The organism is Streptomyces californicus (assembly GCF_000717645.1).
GTDB lineage: Bacteria > Actinomycetota > Actinomycetes > Streptomycetales > Streptomycetaceae > Streptomyces > Streptomyces californicus.
Map to the genome: position 1 here is coordinate 86,113 of NZ_JNZZ01000013.1, position 20,079 is coordinate 106,191.

17 protein-coding genes are annotated in these 20,079 nt (G+C 73.9%); 8 read left to right on the forward strand and 9 right to left on the reverse strand.

Annotated elements, in window-relative coordinates; genetic code table 11:
• Positions 1 to 82: 82 nt before the first annotated feature.
• From IF19_RS0118080 to IF19_RS0118095, 4 genes are all read right to left on the reverse strand, one after another.
• On the reverse strand, positions 83 to 748 hold the full coding sequence (locus IF19_RS0118080; protein WP_030112957.1) for an imidazolonepropionase-like domain-containing protein: 666 nt from the start codon (positions 746 to 748) through the stop codon (positions 83 to 85).
• A 7-nt stretch (positions 749 to 755) separates the two neighbouring features.
• Positions 756 to 1,955, reverse strand: a complete 1,200-nt coding sequence (mqnC, locus tag IF19_RS0118085; protein ID WP_030112958.1) for a cyclic dehypoxanthinyl futalosine synthase — start codon at positions 1,953 to 1,955, stop codon at positions 756 to 758.
• Positions 1,956 to 2,027: 72 nt separating this feature from the next.
• Positions 2,028 to 3,890: a serine/threonine-protein kinase gene (locus IF19_RS0118090; protein WP_030112959.1), complete on the reverse strand. Its 1,863-nt coding sequence runs from the start codon at positions 3,888 to 3,890 to the stop codon at positions 2,028 to 2,030.
• A 471-nt stretch (positions 3,891 to 4,361) separates the two neighbouring features.
• Entirely contained in the window at positions 4,362 to 5,243 is an 882-nt protein-coding gene (locus IF19_RS0118095; protein ID WP_030277657.1) for a menaquinone biosynthetic enzyme MqnA/MqnD family protein, read from the reverse strand.
• A 355-nt stretch (positions 5,244 to 5,598) separates the two neighbouring features.
• Here IF19_RS0118095 and IF19_RS0118100 point away from each other — a divergent pair, with 355 nt between their 5' ends.
• On the forward strand, positions 5,599 to 5,802 hold the full coding sequence (locus tag IF19_RS0118100) for a cold-shock protein (protein WP_003967102.1): 204 nt from the start codon (positions 5,599 to 5,601) through the stop codon (positions 5,800 to 5,802).
• A gap of 295 nt (positions 5,803 to 6,097) precedes the next feature.
• Positions 6,098 to 6,925: a MerR family transcriptional regulator gene (locus IF19_RS0118105; RefSeq protein WP_030112961.1), complete on the forward strand. Its 828-nt coding sequence runs from the start codon at positions 6,098 to 6,100 to the stop codon at positions 6,923 to 6,925.
• A gap of 212 nt (positions 6,926 to 7,137) precedes the next feature.
• On the opposite strand, the gene IF19_RS0118110 is transcribed toward IF19_RS0118105, so the two are convergent.
• Positions 7,138 to 8,358: an amidohydrolase family protein gene (locus IF19_RS0118110; RefSeq protein ID WP_030112962.1), complete on the reverse strand. Its 1,221-nt coding sequence runs from the start codon at positions 8,356 to 8,358 to the stop codon at positions 7,138 to 7,140.
• Between the two features lie 294 nt (positions 8,359 to 8,652).
• Between IF19_RS0118110 and afsR the strand changes: the two genes are divergently transcribed.
• Positions 8,653 to 11,616: an SARP-family global regulator AfsR gene (gene afsR / locus IF19_RS0118115; protein ID WP_030277659.1), complete on the forward strand. Its 2,964-nt coding sequence runs from the start codon at positions 8,653 to 8,655 to the stop codon at positions 11,614 to 11,616.
• A gap of 194 nt (positions 11,617 to 11,810) precedes the next feature.
• Positions 11,811 to 11,990 (forward strand): hypothetical protein, encoded by a 180-nt coding sequence (locus IF19_RS0118120; RefSeq protein WP_030112965.1) that lies wholly within the window; start codon positions 11,811 to 11,813, stop codon positions 11,988 to 11,990.
• A 196-nt stretch (positions 11,991 to 12,186) separates the two neighbouring features.
• Here IF19_RS0118120 and IF19_RS0118125 read toward each other — a convergent pair whose 3' ends face one another.
• From IF19_RS0118125 to IF19_RS0118135, 3 genes are all read right to left on the reverse strand, one after another.
• Entirely contained in the window at positions 12,187 to 12,897 is a 711-nt protein-coding gene (locus IF19_RS0118125) for a TetR/AcrR family transcriptional regulator (RefSeq protein ID WP_030112966.1), read from the reverse strand.
• Between the two features lie 106 nt (positions 12,898 to 13,003).
• On the reverse strand, positions 13,004 to 14,218 hold the full coding sequence (locus IF19_RS0118130; RefSeq protein WP_030196629.1) for a serine hydrolase domain-containing protein: 1,215 nt from the start codon (positions 14,216 to 14,218) through the stop codon (positions 13,004 to 13,006).
• Between the two features lie 158 nt (positions 14,219 to 14,376).
• On the reverse strand, positions 14,377 to 15,930 hold the full coding sequence (locus IF19_RS0118135) for a FadD3 family acyl-CoA ligase (protein ID WP_030112967.1): 1,554 nt from the start codon (positions 15,928 to 15,930) through the stop codon (positions 14,377 to 14,379).
• Between the two features lie 99 nt (positions 15,931 to 16,029).
• On the opposite strand from IF19_RS0118135, the gene IF19_RS0118140 reads away from it, so the two are divergent.
• Genes IF19_RS0118140 through IF19_RS0118150 form a run of 3 tightly spaced genes read left to right on the forward strand, consistent with a single transcriptional unit; the run spans position 16,030 to position 18,424 of the window.
• Positions 16,030 to 17,178 (forward strand): lipid-transfer protein, encoded by a 1,149-nt coding sequence (locus IF19_RS0118140; protein WP_030277585.1) that lies wholly within the window; start codon positions 16,030 to 16,032, stop codon positions 17,176 to 17,178.
• Positions 17,179 to 17,188: 10 nt separating this feature from the next.
• The gene (locus IF19_RS0118145; RefSeq protein ID WP_030112970.1) at positions 17,189 to 17,638 is read left to right on the forward strand and encodes a Zn-ribbon domain-containing OB-fold protein; all 450 of its coding nucleotides are present in this window, start codon (positions 17,189 to 17,191) and stop codon (positions 17,636 to 17,638) included.
• A 3-nt stretch (positions 17,639 to 17,641) separates the two neighbouring features.
• On the forward strand, positions 17,642 to 18,424 hold the full coding sequence (locus IF19_RS0118150) for an enoyl-CoA hydratase/isomerase family protein (protein WP_030112971.1): 783 nt from the start codon (positions 17,642 to 17,644) through the stop codon (positions 18,422 to 18,424).
• 230 nt (positions 18,425 to 18,654) lie between these two features.
• Here IF19_RS0118150 and IF19_RS0118155 read toward each other — a convergent pair whose 3' ends face one another.
• A complete protein-coding gene (locus tag IF19_RS0118155) occupies positions 18,655 to 19,182 on the reverse strand; it encodes a hypothetical protein (RefSeq protein WP_030277587.1) in 528 nt (175 codons plus the stop codon).
• 206 nt (positions 19,183 to 19,388) lie between these two features.
• On the opposite strand from IF19_RS0118155, the gene IF19_RS0118160 reads away from it, so the two are divergent.
• A complete protein-coding gene (locus tag IF19_RS0118160) occupies positions 19,389 to 20,063 on the forward strand; it encodes a hypothetical protein (protein WP_030112973.1) in 675 nt (224 codons plus the stop codon).
• Positions 20,064 to 20,079 lie beyond the last annotated feature (16 nt).

Here is a 20,079-nt window from a genome sequence, read left to right on the forward strand (position 1 = left end):
GTACCGTACGGAAGCCGCCTCAGCGGACCCGGAAACGGCCTCAGCAGGCCCGGAGACGGACTCGGTAAACGCGCCCCCGGCCTCAGCGGGCCCGGTGCACCAGCCGGCCCGCGAGCACCGTCGCCACGCAGGGCCGGGGCCCTCCCCCGTACAGCGCCGCCTCGTCCGGCACGTCGAAGACCGCGAGGTCGGCCCGGCCGCCCACCCGGAGCGGACCGTGGGCGGTACGGGCCAGGTCACCGCCCGCCGCGAACGGGTCCGGGTCCGGCGCCTTGTCGCCTACGGGCGCGGCCCCGGCGGGCGGGCCCGGGACCCGCACCAGGCCCGACCGGGCGACCGCCGTGCGCAGGGCCGGGTCGTCCGCGCCGAGGGGGCCGGCCAGGTGCGTCGTGCCGTGGCGCAGCATCCGCTGGAGGCCGCGCCGGATGCTGCCGGACCGCCGGGTCGCGTCCATCGTCGCCGCCAGCCGCTCGAACGCCTCGCCCCACAAGGGGAGTTCGCCCAGCTCGTCGGCTTCGCGGGGGTCCGGGTGGTAGCAGCGGGTGAGCAGATCGGCGGCCCGGTCCTGGCGCAGTCCGGGCGTGAGGAGGCCGGGCCAGCGGCGGACCCGGGCGGCCGGGTGGGCGGCGGCGACCTCCGCGTACGGGCCGAGCGCGGCGACGCGGTCCCCGTCCACCGCGACCGCCCCGTCCACGACGGCCGCCGCACCCACCGGAAGGACCAGGGGCGCGGCGTGGATCGTCAGCACAGGGGCGTCAGTTGGCGTTGAGGAGCTTCAGCTCCGGGTGCGCGGTGCCGCCCTCGATCGCGACCGAGGAGATGTGCGAGACGACGCGCTCGTCGACCGGGTCGTTCGCCGGATCGTCGTGCACGACGAGGTGCTCGTAGGTCGTGGCGCGCTGGGCGGGGACCCGGTCCGCCTTGCGGATCAGGTCGATGATCTCCAGCCGGTTGGAGCGGTGCTTGGCCCCGGCGGAGGAGACGACGTTCTCCTCCAGCATGATCGAGCCGAGGTCGTCCGCGCCGTAGTGCAGCGAGAGCTGGCCGACCTCCTTGCCCGTGGTCAGCCAGGAGCCCTGGATGTGGGCGACGTTGTCGAGGAAGAGCCGGGCGATGGCGATCATCCGCAGGTACTCGAAGAGGGTGGCCTGCGTCTGCCCCTTCAGCTTGTTGTTCTCCGGCTGGTAGGTGTACGGGATGAACGCGCGGAAGCCGCCCGTGCGGTCCTGGACGTCCCGGATCATCCTGAGGTGCTCGATGCGCTCGGCGTTGGTCTCGCCGGTGCCCATCAGCATGGTGGAGGTCGACTCGACGCCGAGGCCGTGGGCGATCTCCATGATCTCCAGCCAGCGCTCGCCGGACTCCTTGAGCGGGGCGATGGCGGTGCGCGGCCGGGCCGGCAGCAGCTCGGCGCCCGCGCCGGCGAAGGAGTCGAGCCCGGCGGCGTGGATGCGGCGGATGGCCTCCTCGGCGGAGACCTTCGAGATCCGGGCCATGTGATCGATCTCGGAGGCGCCCAGCGAGTGGATGACGAGCTGCGGGAACGCCTTCTTGATCGCGGAGAAGTGCTCCTCGTAGTACTCCACGCCGAAGTCCGGGTGGTGGCCGCCCTGGAACATGATCTGGGTGCCGCCGAGCTCCACGGTCTCCGCGCAGCGGCGCAGGATGTCGTCGAGGTCGCGGGTCCAGCCCTTGTCGGTGGCCTTCGGCGGGGCGTAGAAGGCGCAGAACTTGCAGGCCGTCACGCACACGTTGGTGTAGTTGATGTTGCGCTCGATGATGTACGTCGCGATGTGCTCCGTACCGGCGTAGCGGCGGCGGCGTACGGCGTCGGCGGCGGCGCCCAGGGCGTGCAGCGGCGCGGACCGGTAGAGGTCGAGCGCCTCCTCGGGGGTGATCCGTCCGCCTGCGGCGGCTCGGTCGAGGACGGGCTGAAGGTCGGCCTTCTCGGTCACCGGGCTGTCACCTTTCGGCGGTTTCTCTGACGATCCACGGACCGATCCAGCGTACGCCAGCCCCCCGCGCGATCAGCCGCCGGACCGGGTGAGCGTCCCGTACGGCAGCCCGGCGGCACGTTCCTTCGACCGGTAGTACAGGGTGCCGTCGTCGTTGAGGCGGAAGACCAGGTCGGCCTCGGACGCGGTGCAGAGGCCGGGGGTGCTGGGGCGGTCCGGGTCGGTGGTCTCGTGGACGTCCAGCTCCTTCGCGGTGCCGGAGGAGAGGGTGCCGACGCTGTTGCAGGTGACGGTGATGCCGAGCTGGGAGATGGTCGTGCTCATCCGGACGACCTGTTCGCCGAGCTTGCCCTCGGTGAAGACGGCGGTGAGCGTGCCGTGCGGCTGACCGCTCGTCCGCTCGGTGACCGGGCCCTTCCAGGTGCCGGCGTACGCCTTCGGCAGCGCGGCCAGCGGGGCCTCGCTCGCGCCGTCGGAACCGGTGGGCGACGGCTTCCCGGAGTCGGTGGGCGTCGGCTCGCCCGAGGCGGTGGTGGAGGACGACGGCTTCGCCGCCGTGTCGTTGCCCCGGTCGGCGTCGCCGTCCGGGAAGAGCCCGTCGAGCAGACCGGTGCCGAGGGTGACCACGGCGAGTGCGCCCGCCACGGCCAGGGCGACGGTGCAGCTGACCCGGCGGGCGCGGCGCTCCCCGGCGCCCGGCCGGTCCTCGGCGCCGACGGTGAACGAGAGGCGGGGGCCGGCGGTGCGCTGCCCCGGCAGCCCGCCCTTGCCGGGCCTGCGGTCGCCGACGGTGCTCTGCCGGTAGGTGCCCTCGTGCTCGGTCGGCGGGTGCGGCGCCCCCGGTACCCCCGCGAGCGATCCGGACGGGTCGGCGGCGGACCGGCGCGGGGCGTCGGACGGGCCGGGGGTGCGGGGCGGCACCCCCGGCGGCGGCGGGGGCACGGGCGGCCCGAACGCGCCGCCGCGGGCGTCCGTCGCGGGGCCGGCCCCGAGCGAGGCGCTGCTGAACGGTACGGGCCCCGACTGCACCGGCCCCTCCTGCGGCTCCAGGTCCAGCAGCGCCACGGCCGAGCGGCTGACCTCGCGCACCAGCCGGCCCGGCAGCCAGCCGCCCGCCACCATCGCCGCCGCCCCGTCCGGCGCGAGGACCCGGGCCAGCTCGGCCGGGGCGGGGCGGTCGGCCGGGTCCTTGGCCAGGCACCCCGCGACCACCTCGCGCAGCTCGCCCGCCAACTCGCCCAGCTCGGGCTCCTCGTGGACCACCTTGTAGAGGAGGACGGCCGAGGAGTCGCCGGGGAAGGGGGCCTCGCCCGTCGCCGCGTACGCCAGGACCGCGCCCAGCGAGAAGACGTCGGCCGCGCCGGTGACGTCCCGGCCCCGGATCTGCTCGGGCGCCATGTAGCCGGGCGAACCGACCGAGACCCCGGTGGAGGTGAGCGAGACCGTCGCGCCGAGGGCCCGCGCGATGCCGAAGTCGATGAGGCGGGGGCCGTCGAGGGCCAGCAGCACGTTGGACGGCTTCACGTCGCGGTGGACGATGCCCTGGCCGTGGACGGCGTCCAGCGCCTCGGCCAGACCCGCGCCGAGGGTGCGCACCGCGGGCTCGGGCAGCGGGCCGTGCTCGGTGACCGCCTGGGAGAGCGGCGGCCCGGCCACGTAACCGGTCGCCACCCACGGCACCGGCGCGTCCGGGTCCGCGTCCAGAACGGGGGCGGTCCACTGGGCGCCGATACGCCGGGCGGAGTCCACCTCGCGCCGGAACCGGGCGCGGAACTGCTCGTCGAGCGCGAAGTGGGGGTGGACGACCTTGACCGCGACCGTACGCCCGCCCGCGCTGCGCCCCAGGTAGACCCGGCCCATGCCGCCCGCGCCGAGCCTGCCGAGCAGTCGGTAGGCACCGATGGTGCGCGGTTCGCCCGCTTCCAGCGGCTGCATCGTTGGACTCCCCCTGTGGACCCTGCGGACGGTGAACCCTGCGGACGGTGGACCCGTGGACGGCGCGCCGTGGGTGGCGGAGCCGTGTGCGGCGAAGCCGTGCGTGGCAGAGCCGGCGGGCGGCCCGGGTCCGGACCGAAGCCTAGGGGGCGCGCCCGGCGTGGTCACCGGGAACTGCCGGACCATGACCCCTTACCCCGGTCAGGAGGGGATCTTTTCGCCACTTCACTCCGGGGAAAGGCGCGAATGTGCCGTTCCCTCGCTCCCGCGTTCCCTTTCCCCACCGCATTCCCCAGCGGAGCGGTATGCCGAAACGACAACCGGGGCGGTATCCGCAGCCGTATCGGAGCGGTATCCGCGACGGGCGCAGTATCCGGCATTGCCATGGGGCAACCGGTTGCCTTTCCCGGTGCCCCCGTCCGCTCCGGCCGCCCTCTCCCGGGAGGAAAGCGAATTCCGGCGCGGGGCCGGTCAGCCGCCGAGCAGTTCCACCCGGACATCGGCCGGGTAGCCGGTGTCCTCACCCGTCCGGCGGGCGAACTCGCGGACGCCGGCGAGCTGGTCGGGGCCGAAGCGGAAGTCGAGCGTCGTGAAGTACTCCTCCAGCACCTCCGCGTCGAACGCCTCCCAGCGGGCCGCCTGCTCCGCGACCTTGGCGACCTCCTCCAGGGAGAGGTCCCGGGAGGCCAGGAACGCCTCGTGGACCTGGGCCGCCTGCTCGGGGTGGGCGGCGAGGAAGTCCTTGCGGGCCGCCCAGACGGCGAAGACGAACGGCAGCCCCGTCCACTCCTTCCACATCTGCCCCAGGTCGTGGACCTGGAGCCCGAGGCGGGGCGCGTCGTGCAGGTTGGCGCGGAGCGCGGCGTCGCCGATCAGCACGGCGGCGTCCGCCTCCTGCATCATCAGCCCCAGGTCGGGCGGGCAGGTGTAGTAGTCGGGCCGGACCCCGTACCGCTCGGCGAGCAGGAGCTGCGCGAGGCGTACCGAGGTGCGGGAGGTCGAGCCGAGGGCCACCCGGGCCCGGTCGAGCTGCTCCAGTGGGACCTGGGAGACGATCACGCAGGACATGACGGGCCCGTCGCAGCCGACCGCGATGTCGGGGAAGGCCACCAGGTCGTCGGCGTTGCGCAGGTACTCCACGAGGGTGACCGGACCGATGTCCAGGTCCCCCCTGACGAGCTGCTCGCTGAGGCGCTCCGGGGTGTCCTTGGAGAGCTCCAGGTCGAGCAGGGTTCCCGTGCGCGCCAGGCCCCAGTAGAGCGGCAGGCAGTTCAGGAACTGGATGTGGCCGACGCGGGGCCGGCTGCGACGGTTCTCGTCGCCTTCACGGGGGGAGACGGTTGAATTGTCCACATCGCGAGGCTAGACCCGCACCGGGCCGGGGGCACCACCGGGGGCCGGGGGCCTCGCACCGCCCGCGTCCGGCGCCTCTTCCGGAAGGCGGTCGGGCCGGGGCCCCGGACGGGTCTCCGGGCGGGCCTCCGGAGCGGCTCGCGCCGAACGTCCGGCGGGGCTTTCAAACGTATGGGTGAAGTGATCTTTCCCTCTACCGCAGGCCCGAGACCCCATGCTAGGCTCGCCGCCAAGTTGCAGTTTGGTTTCCCTTGCAGTACAGAGCCTGCGGAGCATGTGACCCGCAGGCTTTTGTAGTTTTCAGACTTGTTTGCAGGTTCTGGAGCAGGGCAACCCTTTGGCCCAAGGAGGGCTTATGGCTACCGGAACCGTCAAGTGGTTCAACGCTGAAAAGGGCTTCGGCTTCATCGCCCAGGACGGCGGCGGCCCGGATGTCTTCGTTCACTACTCCGCGATCAACGCGTCCGGGTTCCGCTCCCTCGAGGAGAACCAGGTCGTGAACTTCGACGTCACTCAGGGACCCAAGGGTCCGCAGGCTGAGAACGTCACCCCGGCCTAGGGCGCGCCCGGAGGATCTTGACCGGGTCCACGACGTATCCGATCCTGATCCACCGGACACACCCTGGTTGCCCAGGTCGGCCGATCGCGGCCGCACATAGCAGTACCCAAGGAGCCCCGCTCCCCCGCTTCGGCGGAGGAACGGGGCTCCTGCCTGTGCCGGGGCTCCCGCCTCCGCCGGACCCCCGGCGGAGGCGGGACGGTGGCGGCGTACGGGGCCCAGGCCGTGCCGCGCGGGCCCGGCTTCCGGCCGCCCTTGACCTTGACCCCGTGTGAAGGGGTGCAGTGGAGCCATCATGTTCACCATCGGAGACTTCGCCAGGTACGGGCGGGTGTCGCCCCGGATGCTGCGTCACTACGACGCCGTCGGGCTGCTGCACCCGGACCGCACCGACCCCGCCACCGGCTACCGCCTGTACGGCGCGGCCCAGCTCGCCCGGCTCAACCGGATCATCGCGCTCAAGGACCTCGGCTTCACGCTCCAGCAGGTGGCGGCCGTCCTGGACGAGCAGGTGGGACCGGAGGAGCTGCGCGGCATGCTGCGGTTGCGCCGGGCCGAGCTGGAGGAGGCGATGGCCGCCGCGGCGACGCGGCTGGCCGGGGTCGAGGCGAGGCTCCGGTCGATCGAGAGCGAGGGGCGCATGCCTGCCGACGACGTCGTGATCAAGACCGTTCCGGCGGTCCGGGTGGCCGAGCTGACCGGGACGGCCGAGAGCTACGGGCCGCACCACATCGGGCCGGTGATCGGTCCGCTGTACGAGCGGCTCTTCCCGCTCCTGGAGGGCGCGGGCGTCCGCCCCGCGGGCCCCGGGATCGCCCGGTACGAGGAGGCCCCCGAGGGCGGAGGCGCGGTCACCGTGCACGCCGGGGTGGCCGTCACGGGCCCGGTGGGCCCGGTCGGGGACACCGGGGTGGAGGTGGTGGAGCTGCCGGCGTTCGAGGCGGCGACGATCGTGCACCGGGGCGCGATGGACGACGTCCTGCCGACCGCCCAGACCCTGGCCCGCTGGCTGGAGGCGCACGGCTACCGCTCCACCGGGTACGCCCGCGAGGTCACCCTGGAGTGCCCGCCGGACCCGGGCGGCTGGGTGACGGAACTCCAGGAGCCGGTGACGAGGGCCTGACGCCTCGGCCGTACGGGGCGCGTACGGCCTCGTACGACTCCGGTACGGGTGCCGTACGGATCTCGTCGGATCTCGTCGGATCTCGTCGGATCTCGTCGGATCTCGTACGGGCATCGTCCGGGCCTCGTACGGGAGGTGGGCCGGCGGCTCACCTCCCGTACGGGCCGTACGACCTCACGCGGGCCCGACGCGCAGGCGCCCGCTCCCCCGCGTCACGCCCCCGCCCAGAGCCCGTCCTCCGTGAGCCCCAGCAGCTCGATCGCGTTGCCGCGCACGATCCGGTCGACGACGTCCGGGGCGAGGTGGCCCATCTGCTCCTCGCCGACCTCGCGGGAGCGGGGCCAAGTGGAGTCGGAGTGCGGGTAGTCGGTCTCGTACAGGACGTTGCCGACGCCGATCGCGTCGAGGTTCTTGAGTCCGAAGGCGTCGTCGAAGAAGCAGCCGTACACGTGCTCGGCGAAGAGTTCGGACGGCGGCCGGTGGACCTTCTCGGCGACGCCGCCCCAGGCCCGGTTCTCCTCCCAGACCACGTCGGCACGTTCCAGGATGTACGGGATCCAGCCGATCTGCCCCTCCGCGTACATGATCTTGAGGTTGGGGAAGCGCTCGAACTTGCCGCTCATCAGCCAGTCGACCATCGAGAAGCAGCAGTTGGCGAAGGTGATGGTGGAACCGACGGCGGGCGGGGCGTCGGCGGAGGTGGACGGCATCCGCGACGAGGAGCCGATGTGCATGGCGATCACGGTGCCGGTCTCGTCGCAGGCCGCCAGGAACGGATCCCAGTCGTCCGCATGTATGGACGGAAGCCCGAGATGGGGAGGTATCTCGGAGAACGCGACAGCGCGCACGCCCCGTGCCGCGTTGCGCCGGACCTCCGCGGCGGCCAGCTCCGCGTCCCACAGCGGGATCAGGGTGAGGGGGACGAGACGCCCGCGCGCCTCGGGGCCGCACCACTCCTCCACCATCCAGTCGTTGTACGCGCGCACACCGAGGAGCCCCAGCTCGCGGTCCTTCGCTTCGGTGAACGTCTGCCCGCAGAACCGCGGGAAGGTGGGGAAGCAGAGCGCGGACTGGACGTGGTTGACGTCCATGTCGGCGAGCCGGTCGGGGACCGAGAAGGAGCCCGGACGCATCTGCTCGTAGGTGATGACCTCCAGCTTGATCTCGTCCCTGTCGTAGCCGACGGCGGTGTCCAGGCGGGTGAGCGGTCGGTGCAGGTCCTCGTACACCCACCAGTCGCCGATCGGCCCGTCGTCGCCCTTCGCCCCCATCACGGGCGCGAACTTGCCGCCCAGGAAGGTCATGTCCTTCAGCGGTGCGCGGACGACGCGCGGCCCCGTGTCCGCGTACTTGGACGGGAGCCGGTCCCGCCAGACATGAGGGGGCTCCACCGTGTGGTCGTCCACCGAGATGATCTTCGGGAAGGTCTCCATGCGTTCCACGGTAGCGCCGATCTGACGAACCGTCAGCTAGTGTGCGCGCATCGGCCGGACGGCGGGCGGGCCGAGTGGTTCCCGAATCGTTGTCGAGGGCTTGTGCAGAGCGTCACCCACTGCTGACGAGTCCGCCCGGAACAAGGCAGACTGTTGAGCGCGATACCAGCGGTACCGCGCCGTCCGGACGCCTCGACGCCCTTCCCCGCTCGGGCCGGCATGCGGGCCGCGGGCACCACCGGCGGGGTCCGCGGACGAGCGGGACCGGCAGGCGAGCAGGACTAGGGGGCAGCAATGGACCGCGACGACGGGCCACGCGTGCGCGTTCCGGAGCAGCGCGCTCCGGAGCAACCGGGTACGACGGACACCCTCAGGTTCACCGTGCTAGGACCCGTACGGGTCCGGCGCGGCTCCGAGCTGCTCCCGTCCGGCTCCCCCCAGCAGCGCGCGCTGCTGGCCGCCCTGCTGCTGCGCGAGGGGCGGACGGCCACCGCGAACGAGCTGATCGACGCGTTCTGGGGCGAGGACCCGCCCTCGCAGGCGCTGGCCACGATCCGTACGTACGCCTCCCGGCTGCGCAAGACGCTGGGCCAGGACGCCCTGGTGAGCGAGTCCGGCGGCTACGCGATCCGCGTCGGGCGGGGCGCGCTCGACCTGACGCTGGCCCAGGACCTGGCCGCCGAGGCGGAGAAGGCCCGCGTCGCCGGGGACCGCTGCCAGGCGCGCACGCTGATCAACAAGGTGCTGGGCCTGTGGGACGGCGAGGCGCTGGCGTCGGTGCCGGGGCCGTACGCGGACAACCAGCGGACCCGGCTGGAGGAATGGCGGCTCCAGCTCACCGAGACCCGGCTCGATCTCGACCTGGAGGTCGGCTGCCACGCGGAGGCCGTCTCCGAGCTGACCGCGCTGACCGCCGCGCACCCGCTGCGGGAGCGGCTGCGCGAGCTGCTGATGGTGGCGCTGTACCGCAGCGGCCGGCAGGCGGAGGCCCTCGCGGTGTACGCGGACACCCGCCGGCTCCTCGCGGAGGAGCTGGGCGTCGACCCGCGCCCCGAGCTGGGCAGGCTCCAGCAGCGCATCCTGCGGGCCGACGAGGAGCTGGCCCGCCCGGCGGACGAACCGGCCCCGGCGCCCGCGCCGCTGCGGCCCGCGCAACTGCCGGCCACGGTGCCCGACTTCACCGGGCGGTCCGCGTTCGTGACGGAGCTGGGCGGCCGGCTGGCCACCGCCGAGGGCTCGGTGATGGCCGTCTCCGCCGTCGCCGGGATCGGCGGCGTCGGCAAGACGACGCTGGCGGTGCACGTCGCCCACCAGGCCCGTCCCCACTTCCCGGACGGGCAGCTCTACGTGGACCTCCAGGGGGCGGGGGCGCGGGCGGCGGAGCCGGAGACCGTGCTCGGCTCGTTCCTGCGGGCGCTCGGGACGGCGGACTCCGCGATCCCGGACACGCTGGACGAGCGGGCCGCGCTGTACCGCTCGACGCTGGACGGCCGGCGCGTCCTGGTCCTCCTGGACAACGCGCACGACGCCGCCCAGATCCGCCCGCTGCTGCCCGGTACGCCGGGGTGCGCGGCGCTGGTGACGAGCCGGGTGCGGATGGTGGACCTGGCCGGGGCGCACCTGGTGGACCTGGACGTGATGTCCCCCGAGGAGGCGCTCCAGCTCTTCACCCGGATCGTCGGCGCGGAGCGGGTGGGGGCGGAGCGCGACGCGGCGCTGGACGTGGTGGCCGCGTGCGGCTTCCTGCCCCTGGCCATCCGTATCGCCGCCTCCCGGCTGGCGGCCCGGCGCACCTGGACGGTGTCGGTGCTGGCCGCCAAGCTGGCGGACGAGCGGCGGCGGCTGGACGAGCTGCAGGCGGGCGACCTGGCGGTGAAGGCCACGTTCGAGCTCGGCTACGGCCAGTTGGAGCCGGCCCAGGCGCGCGCCTTCCGGCTGCTGGGGCTGGCGGACGGCCCGGACATCTCGCTCGCCGCGGCGGCGGCCCTGCTGGACCGGGACCCGCACGCGGCGGAGGACCTGCTGGAGGCGCTGGTCGACACGAGCCTGGTGGAGTCGGCCGCGCCGGGCCGCTACCGCTACCACGACCTGGTGCGCCTCTACGCGCGTGCGTGCGCGGAGCGGGACGAGGAGGCGGCGGCCCGGGAGTCGGCGCTCTCGCGGCTGCTGGACTTCTACCTGGCGACGGCGGTGGGGGTGTACGCGCTGGAGCGGCCGGGGGACCGGACCGTGCAGCATCTCGAAGCGCCGCGTTACCAGGGGCTCTCGTTCACCGATCACGGCCGGGCGCTCGACTGGCTCTACTCGGAGGCGGGTTGCCTGCTCGCCTGCGTACGGCAGAACCCCGGCCCCGACTCGATACGCCGTGCGGTGGATCTGTTGCTGGCCGCCAAGGATCTGGCCGAATCAGGGGCGAACGCACGTCAGTTCGAGACGGCGGCGACAGTGTTGAGGGACGCCGCGGTGGCGGTCGGGGACCCGCACGCCGAGGCTCGCGCACGCACGACGCTCGCGCAGGTGCACAGCATGGCGGGCCGCTTCGACCAGGCGGAGGACGAGGCCCGGAGGGCCATGCTGCTCGCGCCGTCGATCGAGGACGTCTGGACCCACTGCAACGCGCCCAACGAGCTCGGCATCATCGCCGGCTACCGCAACCGGCAGACCGAGGCCGAGGAACTGCTGGGCCAAGCGTGCGCGGCGTTCCGCGCGGACGGGAACCAGGCGGGCGAGGCCAGCGCACTGTGCAACCTCTCCCGGGTCCGCCTCGCCATGGGCCGGACGGACAGTGCGGTACGGCTGGCCGAGGAGGGCGTCGCCCTCTACAACCGGATGGGCCTCACCCTGCGCCTGGCGAACGGCCGCTACGCGCTCGGGCTGGCACTGGCCCGTGCGAATCGGCCGGAGGAGGCCGAGGGACGGCTGACCGAGGCTCTGGCCGTCTTCCGGGAGAGCCGTCAGCGCCTCTGGGAGGGAATGACCTTGTTCCGGCTGGCCGAGGTCCAGCTCACCGCCGAACGCCCGGCACAGGCAGCCCCCCTGGCGGAACAGGCGTTGACCGTGCTGCTCCGCATAGGGGGCGAGTGGCGGCGGGCCAATGTGCTCACCGTGCTGGGCCGGGCGCTGCACGGCATAGGCCAGGCCGATCGGGCCCAGGTCTGCTGGCAGGAGGCGCTCTCCGTCTTCGAGCGGCTGGACGCCCCGGAGAGCGAGTCCGTCGCCCGCCTTCTCTCGCCGGCGGGCTTCGTCGGCGAAGCCTGACAGCACGTTCATCGTTCGTTTATCGCCGTCGAGCAGCCTTGTCCTGTCGCAACGTCGCGTCGGGGGGCAGACGTCGCGGCAGCGGAACCGAGCACTAAGGTGAACGGCTCTGATGGGCCCGTCCGGCAGCCAACGGGGGAGCAGCCGGACGGGCCTCGCCAACAGCCCCAAGCACCGACCTACGGAGTTCACCCATGAGCGAAGCGAAGAAGATCAAGCCGCCCCAGGCCGAGCCCGGCACCGGCGGCGACATCAAGCCCGAGGACAGCCACATGACGGGCGAGCCCACGGTGAAGCCGCTGGACAGCCACATGACGGGTGAACCCGCGGTGAAGCCGCTGGACAGCCACATGACGGGGCCGGACCCGCGCTGAGCGGGGCCCCAGGGGGAAGCGGTCGCGGCAACGCCTCGGGGGAGGCGCCGCGGTCGCGGTACGGGGGAACGTGCGGGGCCCGGGACGGGGGAGACTCCCGGGCCCCGCACGCGTGTCCGGGAGCGGTCCGGTCGGGTCGCCGTCGCTCTCGCCGGTGAAGCCGGACAGGCGTCCCCCGCCCCGAGGCGGACGCCCGCTACTCCCCCTGCCCGGCGCGGGCCTCCACCGCGTTCAGCAGCAGGTCCATGACGAACTCGAACTGGTCGTCCTCGTCGGCCCGCGCCAGGAACGGCGCCACGGCGGCCAGGTGCGGGAAGCGTTGCGGGGGGGCCGCGAGGTACTCGCGCTGCCAGGCCATCCGGTCGCCCTCCCGCTCGGCGCCGCCGAGGACGGCGGAGGCCGCCTCGAAGGAGCTCATCGCCAGGGCGACGTCGACCAGCGCGCGGTAGGAGCGGGCCGCCTCCTCGAGGCCGAAACCGGCCTCCCGCAGCGCCCCGATCACCAGGTCCGCGCCCCGGAACTCCGCGTCGCGCCGGGAGACCCGGGAGGCGACCAGGACCGCCAGGGCCGGGTGCGCCAGGCAGGCCCGGCGGACCCGGCGGGCCAGGTCGGTCAGGGTGTCCCGCCAGGCCGGGCCCGGTTCGAAGCCGTCGACGGCCTCCGCGATCAGCCGTTCGGCCAGGCCCAGCAGGATGTCGTCCTTGCCGGAGAAGTACCGCAGCACCGCCGTGTGGTTGGACCCGAGGTCGGCGCCGAGCCTGCGCAGCGTCAGCGCCTCCGGCCCCTCCCCCTCCAGCACCGCCTGCGCCGCGTCCAGGATGCGCGCCCGGCTGAGCGTGTTCGACGGGGGTCGCCCGCGCCTGGCGCCGGCGGGTCGGGGGGCCGGGCTGTCGGGGGCGTGCGTCATGCCTTCATCCTAGGGAGTCGGCGCCGTACGCGGCCGGGCCGGCGGGAGGGGTGCGACCGGGTGCGGTGCGCCGCGTCCCGGCCCCGCTCCCTCCCGCCGTACGGGCTCACGCCTCCGCCGCCAGGGCGTCCACGAGCGCGGTGAGCGCCGCCGCGGTCTCGCCGTCGAGCGCGGGGTCGTCCGCCACCGGCCAGGCGCTGGTCTTCACCACCACCACGTCCGCCTCCGGGTCGACCCACAGGAACTGGCCGTAGATCCCGAGGCCGGTGAAGGCGCGGCGCTCGCCGCCGAGGGTCCACCACTGGTTGGCGTACCCGTAGTGGCCGGGGTACCTGTCGCCGAGCGCGCCGGTTTCCAGGTGCGGCAGGCCCGCCCCGCGGCCGCGCTCGACCCAGGACGCCGGGACGACCTGCTCGCCGTCCCACCGGCCGCCCCGGGCCATCAGCAGCCCGAACCGGGCCATGTCCCGTACCGCCGCGTTGAACGAGCCGCCGCCGACGGCCGTACGCGGCAGCCCGCGCGACAGGACGTAGTAGGCGTCGGACTCCGCCCCGATCGGACCCCACAGCCGCTCGGCGGCGTACTGGGCCAGCGTCCGGCCGGTGGCGGCCTCCAGGACCCAGCCCAGGACCTGGGTGTCGAGCGTCGAGTAGTTGAACCAGGTCCCCGGCGTGGTGTGCGGGCGCACGGACCGCACCGCTTCCAGGACGGTGCCGCCCTGCCCGGCGACCGCGCGCATCAGCCGGTTGACCGGGGCGTCCGGGTCCTCGTAGTCCTCCTCGCCGCCCGCGCCGCTGCTCATGTGCAGCAGGTCGTCGACGGTCGGGCCGTCGAACGCCGAACCGGCGAGCTGCGGGCAGTACGTGACGGCCTTGTCGTCCACCGAGCCGATCGCGCCGTCCTCCAGCGCGATGCCCACCAGCGCCGAGGTCACCGACTTCGTCAGCGAGAAGAGCTGGAACCGGCGGTCCGGCCCGGCGAAGCGCCCCGGGTACTCCTCGTGCACCAGCCGCCCCCGGTGGACCACCGCGAACCCCGTCGTCCGCGTCCGGGCGTGCAGGTCGGCCAGGGTGCGCCGCTCCCCGTCCCACTCGTACGTGAAGGCCGGCGGCCGGGGCGCGCGGGGCAGCGGGCTCGGACGGGCGGCGCGCGGCACCGTCTCCGTCGGCAGCAGCAGCGACATGTGCGTGAACGTCCACTCGTTGAGCGGCGGCCGCAGCATCAGCTCGTCCTGGTGCCGCCAGACCCACCGCACGCCCGCCGCGGCGGCGACCGCCGCCGCCACACCGGCTCCGGTCGCCCATTTCCTGTCGCCCACCATGGCTCCGCACCTCACAGACGCTCGTTCCCGCATTTATGAACCAATGGTGACACCGATGGTTCATGACGGCAAGGGAGGGCGCGGAGAGGCGTGGGCGGGCCAGGTCGCCGGGGGGGGGCGGGCCTCGCGTCGGGTGCGCCGGGGGCGGGCCCCGGCCGCTAGCGCTCGCGCAGCTCCCCCTTCAGCACCTTGCCGCTCGCGTTGCGCGGCAGCTCCGGGACGAACTCCACCGTGCGCGGCACCTTGAAGTTCGCCATCTCCCGGCGGGACCAGGCGATCAGGTCGTCCGCCGTGAGCGTCGCACCCCGGCGGCGGACCGCGTACGCCTTGCCGACCTCGCCCAGTCGCGGGTCGGGGACGCCGATCACCGCGACGTCGGCGACGTCCGGGTGGAGGCCGAGGAGCTGCTCGATCTCGGCCGGGTAGGCGTTGAAGCCGCCGACGATGAACATGTCCTTGATCCGGTCCGTGATCCGCAGGTTCCCCGCCTCGTCCAGGACGCCCACGTCACCGGTGCGGAGCCAGCCGTCCGGGGTGATCGCGGCGGCCGTGGTCTCCGGGTCCTCGAAGTAGCCGCTCATCACGGTGAAGCCGCGGACCTGGACCTCGCCGGGCTCCCCGGGGGCGGCCAGGACGCGGACCTCGGTGCCGGGAATGGCCCGGCCGGACGTGGTGGCCACGGTCCGCGGCGCGTCGCCCCGGCGGCACATGGTGACGATGCCGCTCGCCTCCGAGAGGCCGTACGCCGTGAGGACCGTGGCGATGCGCAGTTCGTCGCGCAGCCGCTCCACCAGTCGCAGCGGGACCACCGCCGCCCCGGTGACGACCAGGCGCAGCGCCGAGAGGTCGTGGGCCGCGCGCGCCGGATGGTCCAGGAGGGACTGGTGGAGCGTGGGCGGGCCGGGCAGGACGGAGATCCGCTCGGCGGCGATGTTCGCCAGCACGGTCTCCACGTTGAACACCGGCTGCGGCACCATCACCGCGCCCCTCATCAGGCAGGCGATGATCCCCGCCTTGTAGCCGAAGGTGTGGAAGAAGGGGTTCACGATGAGGTAGCGGTCGCCTTCGCGCAGACCCGCCAGCTCGCTCCAGATCGCGTACGCCCGCAGCGTCTGCGCGTGCGTGATGACCGCGCCCTTGGGGGCGCCCGTGGTGCCGGAGGTGTAGATGATGTCGGAGGGGTCCGAGGGGGCGACGGCCGCCGCCCGCTCCCGTACCGCCGAGGACGGTATCCGCTCCCCCGCCGCCAGGAAGTCGGCCCGGCTCGTGTAGTCCTCGGGCGCGGTGTCCGCCAGCACCACCACCCGTTCCAGGTCCGGCAGTTCCACCTCCGCCCGCCGCAGGGACGCCACGTACGAGGTGCCGAGGAAGGTGCCGGTGACGAACAGCAGCCTGGCCCGGCTGCGGCGCAGGATACGGGCCGCCTCCGTGCCCTTGAAGCGGGTGTTCAGCGGGACCAGCACCGCCCCGCCCGTCACGGCCCCGAGCGCGCAGACGATCCAGTCCGGGGTGTTGGGGGCCCAGATCGCGACCCGGTCGCCCGGCCCGATCCCGGCGGCCACGCACGCGGCGGCGGCGCGCTCCACCCGTTCGCCCAGTTCGGCGTAGGAGAGGCGGGTCCGGCCGTCCGCCACCGCCTCGGCCGGCCCGTACCGCTCGGCCGCCGCCCGCACCAGCCCGGGGATGGTGCCCCACTCCTCGTCGCCCCGCATCACGCGCCCGCCTTCCGCCGCCGCACTAGCTGACTATCCGTCAGATTAGCGGTAGCCTCTGCCGCTGTCAGCAGGGGCGACGGTGCGGGAGGTCAGCGGATGGCGACGCTCAAGGACGCGACGGCGATAGCCGGGATCGGACAGACGGCCTTCGCGAAACGGCTTCCGGAGTCCGAGAAGACGCTCGCCTGCCGGGCGATCATGGCCGCCCTCGATGACGCCGGGATCGCGCCGTCCGAGGTCGACGGCTTCGCCTCGTACACCATGGAGGAGACGGACGAGGTGGAGGTCGCCAAGGCGATCGGCGCCGGGGACGTCACCTTCTTCTCCAAAGTCGGCTACGGCGGCGGGGGTTCGTGCGCGACGCTCGCCCATCTCGCCGCCGCCGTGGCCACCGGGCAGGCGAGCGTCGGCGTCGCCTGGCGGTCGCGCAAACGCGGCTCGGGACCACGCCCCTGGAAGAACACCGCCGTCCAACTCCCCACCCCCGCCCAGTGGACCCGCCCCTACGGACTGCTGCGGCCCGCCGACGAGATCGGCATGCTGGCCCGGCGGTACATGCACACGTACGGGGCCACCCGCGACCACCTCTTCAACGTGGCGCTCGCCTGCCGCAACCGGGCCAACCAGAACCCGGACGCGATCATGTACGAACGCCCGCTGACCCGCGAGATGTACATGACCTCCCGCTGGATCAGCGAACCGCTCTGCCTCTACGACAACTGCCTGGAGACGGACGGGGCGTTGGCCTGCGTCATCGTCTCCGCCGAGCGCGCCCGCGACTGCCGGCGGCGGCCCGTCTACCTCCACTCCGTCGCCCAGGGCCTGCCCGCCCAGCACCACGGGATGGTCAACTACTGGAACGACGACCCGCTCGCCGGGCCCGCCTGGACGGCCGCCCGACAGCTGTGGAAGCACGCCGACTTCGGGCCGGACGACGTCCATGTGGCGCAGATCTACGACGCGTTCACCCCGCTCGTCCCGCTCTCCCTGGAGGGCTACGGCTTCTGCGGGCGCGGCGAGGGCGGCGCGTTCACCGAGGGCGGGGCGCTGGAGATCGGCGGACGGCTGCCGCTCAACACCGGCGGGGGCGGGCTGAGCGAGGCGTACGTCCACGGCTTCAACCTCATCACCGAGGGCGTGAAGCAACTGCGCGGCACCTCCACCGCCCAGGTCCCCGACGCCGCCACCTGCCTGGTCACCGCCGGGGAGGGCGTGCCGACCTCCGCCGTCCTGCTGAGGAGTTGAGGAGAACGCCATGACCGATTCCCTCCTGCTGCCCGTCCCCGACGAGGACGGCGCGCCCTTCTGGGAGTACGCCGCCCGGGGCGAGCTGCGCGTCCAGGCGTGCGCCGCCCCCGCCTGCGGCGCCCTCCGCTTCCCGCCCCGGCCCTGCTGCCCGCACTGCGGATCGTTCGCGAGCACGTGGCGGGAGACCAGCGGGCGCGGCCGCGTCTGGTCGTACGTGGTCCCGCATCCGCCGCTGCTCCCCGCCTACGCCGAACAGGCCCCGTACAACGCGGTGCTGGTGGAGCTGGTGGACGCCCCGCACATCCGGCTCGCCGGGAACGTCGTCGTCTCGGCCGACGCCCCGCTGAACTCGGTCGATCCGGCGCGGCTGCGGATCGGGGCTCCGGTGCGGGCGGTCTTCTGCCCCGCCGGCCCCGACGGCTCGGTCACCCTGGTCCGCTGGCTGCTGGAGCGCTGAGCGGTGGCCCTGCGCGTGGAGCGGGACAAGGAGAGCGGGGTCGCGCTGGTCACCCTGGACCGGCCGGCGAAGCTGAACGCGATCGACCTGGAGACGGCCGGCGAACTCGCCGCGCTGTGGGGCGCGTTGCGGTACGACGAGAACGTGCGGGCGGTGGTCCTCACGGGGGCGGGGACGCGCGCCTTCTGCACGGGGATCGACCGGGGCGTCACGGTCCCGCAGCCCCCGTCTCCGTACGCGGTCGACGACCCGCTGCTGCGGATCGGGCCGAAGGCCAACGACCTGTGGAAGCCGGTGGTCGCGGCGGTGGAGGGGATGGCGTGCGGCGGGGCGTTCTACCTGCTGGGCGAGGCGGAGTTCGTCGTCGCGTCCCGCGAGGCCACGTTCTTCGACCCGCACACGGCGTACGGGATGGTCTCGGCGTACGAGGCGGTGGCGATGGCCCAGCGGATGCCGTTCGGGGAGGTCGCCCGGATGGCGCTGATGGGCACGGCGGAGCGGGTGGGCGCCGAACGGGCGTACGCGGTCGGGCTGGTCAGCGAGGTGACGGAGCCGGGCGGCGCGGTGGCGGCGGCGCTGCGGGCGGCAACGGTGATCGCCGGGTACCCGACCGAGGCGGTGCAGGGCACGGTCCGGGCGGTGTGGTCGGCGAAGGAGGCGGCCCGGACCCAGGCCATGGCCCACGCCCCGGCGCTGATCGCGCTGGGCAACCTGCCGCCGGACCGCCAGGCGGAGCTGTTCGAGGGCCGGGGCCGGGCCGGGGACGGACCCCCGCGCGTGCGGTGAGCCGTACGGGGGCGGGGCGGGTGCGGGCAGCAGGGGCCACCGGTAGCCGGGCCACCGGTAGGGGCGGGGCCGTCCGCGGCGGCCTGCGGGCCCCGCTCCCGTACCGGCCGAAAGCCCGGCCCGCCGGCCCCGCTCCCGTACCGCCCGAAAGCCCGGCCTGCGGGCCCGCTGCCGCACCGGTCAGAACCGGCCTGCGGGCCCCGCTCCCCCACCGGCCGAGGAGACTCTGGTCAGAGCGCCACCGCGGTGACCTCGCAGCGCTTGACGCGGGACACCTTGCCGGGGCTCTCCATCCGGACGGTGAGGGTGCGCACGTCGCCGCCGTCGACGATCGTCGTGGTCTCGGCGGTGTCGACGGTCCGGCCCGAACCGTCGAGGAAGCGGACGTCGATCTCGTACTCCTGCGAGCCCGGCTCCTCCGCCCGGAGCTCCACCATCGACGAGGTGACCGCCTTGCGCTTGCCCTTGCGGGGCGCGGCGCAGCGGATGACCCGCACGGCGGGTGCGTCGGACGCGGTGGGCGTCGGAGTTCCGTAGGAGCCGGACGAGCCGGAGGACGACGAGTCGTCGTAGTCGTCGTCGCTGTAATCGGTGTGGCGGTAGCCGTTGTTGCTCTTCTTCGAGCTGGAGCAGCCGCCGCCGGAGCTGCTGCCGGAGCCGCTCTTGCCGCCCCGGCTCTTGCCGGCGGTCGAGAATCCGGTGAGCGCGAGCACCACCACGACCAGAACCGCCGCGAGCTTCATCTGTCGCCGCATCATGGATGCAGCCCCCCTTGGATGTCGTTGGCCGTCGACCGCGTCAGCGGCGTGCGTCGTCGCCCTCAGCATGCCGTGCGCGACCTCCCGTCTGGGTCATGACCCTGTCACGATCCCGTCATGGTCTGCGTGGCGGGGGTGATCGTCCGGGCGTAGCGTCGGCTGCGGGGGCCCGTGCACACGCCGGACGACGCCCTGGAGGCCCGACGATGATCCGCAACCTCCTGGGCTCCCTCGTCGCCCTGGCCGGGGCGGCCTCGGCCGTGCTGAGCCCGTTCCGCCCCTGGTACGACGGGCGGCTCGGGCGCGACTACCGGGTACGGGACCTCTTCGAGGGGATCACCCTCACGGAGTCGGGGGTGCTGGTCTCGATCCTGCTGCCGTTCCTGGCGGCGGCGGCGCTGGTGGTCCTGGGCGCGGTGCTCCGGTCGCGGCTCGTGACCGCGTTCGCCGGGGCCGTGGTGCTCGGCTTCACCGTGCTGTGGATGGTCCGCCAGGGGCAGGCGGCGGGGTCGCTGGCGGTGTCCGGGGACGGGTCGGGGCTGCGGGTGGGGGTGGTGAACGCGCTGGCCGGCGGGGTGCTGATGCTGATCGGGGCGGCGCTGATGCGGGGCCGGCGGAGCCGGGGTGCGGGGCGGGAGCGGAGGCGTGACCAGCCGTCCGGGGAACCGTTCGCCGTGCCGCCGGCGGACCAGGTGGACACGTGGCCGCCGACGCGGGAGCCGGGGATGTCCGTGCAGACGTCGCCGTGGCCGGAACCGGAGGTGGACCCGTACACGGGCCCCGACCCCCGTGCCCCCGGCGACCCCCACCCCGGCGACCCTGCGGCGGGCGAGGACCCCCGCGACCCGGTACACCCGCCGCACCGGCCCCCACCGGCCTGACGGGGCGCCGGGCCGG

Bases quoted from the DNA above. Each gene is read 5' to 3' on its own strand.
- IF19_RS0118090 (WP_030112959.1), bottom strand. From the start codon at position 3,890: ATGCAGCCGCTGGAAGCGGGCGAACCGCGCACCATCGGTGCCTACCGA.
- IF19_RS0118100 (WP_003967102.1), top strand. From the start codon at position 5,599: ATGGCTACCGGAACCGTCAAGTGGTTCAACGCTGAAAAGGGCTTCGGC.
- IF19_RS0118105 (WP_030112961.1), top strand. From the start codon at position 6,098: ATGTTCACCATCGGAGACTTCGCCAGGTACGGGCGGGTGTCGCCCCGG.
- IF19_RS0118110 (WP_030112962.1), bottom strand. From the start codon at position 8,358: ATGGAGACCTTCCCGAAGATCATCTCGGTGGACGACCACACGGTGGAG.
- afsR (WP_030277659.1), top strand. From the start codon at position 8,653: ATGGACCGCGACGACGGGCCACGCGTGCGCGTTCCGGAGCAGCGCGCT.
- IF19_RS0118120 (WP_030112965.1), top strand. From the start codon at position 11,811: ATGAGCGAAGCGAAGAAGATCAAGCCGCCCCAGGCCGAGCCCGGCACC.
- IF19_RS0118125 (WP_030112966.1), bottom strand. From the start codon at position 12,897: ATGACGCACGCCCCCGACAGCCCGGCCCCCCGACCCGCCGGCGCCAGG.
- IF19_RS0118130 (WP_030196629.1), bottom strand. From the start codon at position 14,218: ATGGTGGGCGACAGGAAATGGGCGACCGGAGCCGGTGTGGCGGCGGCG.
- IF19_RS0118135 (WP_030112967.1), bottom strand. From the start codon at position 15,930: ATGCGGGGCGACGAGGAGTGGGGCACCATCCCCGGGCTGGTGCGGGCG.
- IF19_RS0118140 (WP_030277585.1), top strand. From the start codon at position 16,030: ATGGCGACGCTCAAGGACGCGACGGCGATAGCCGGGATCGGACAGACG.
- IF19_RS0118145 (WP_030112970.1), top strand. From the start codon at position 17,189: ATGACCGATTCCCTCCTGCTGCCCGTCCCCGACGAGGACGGCGCGCCC.
- IF19_RS0118155 (WP_030277587.1), bottom strand. From the start codon at position 19,182: ATGATGCGGCGACAGATGAAGCTCGCGGCGGTTCTGGTCGTGGTGGTG.
- IF19_RS0118160 (WP_030112973.1), top strand. From the start codon at position 19,389: ATGATCCGCAACCTCCTGGGCTCCCTCGTCGCCCTGGCCGGGGCGGCC.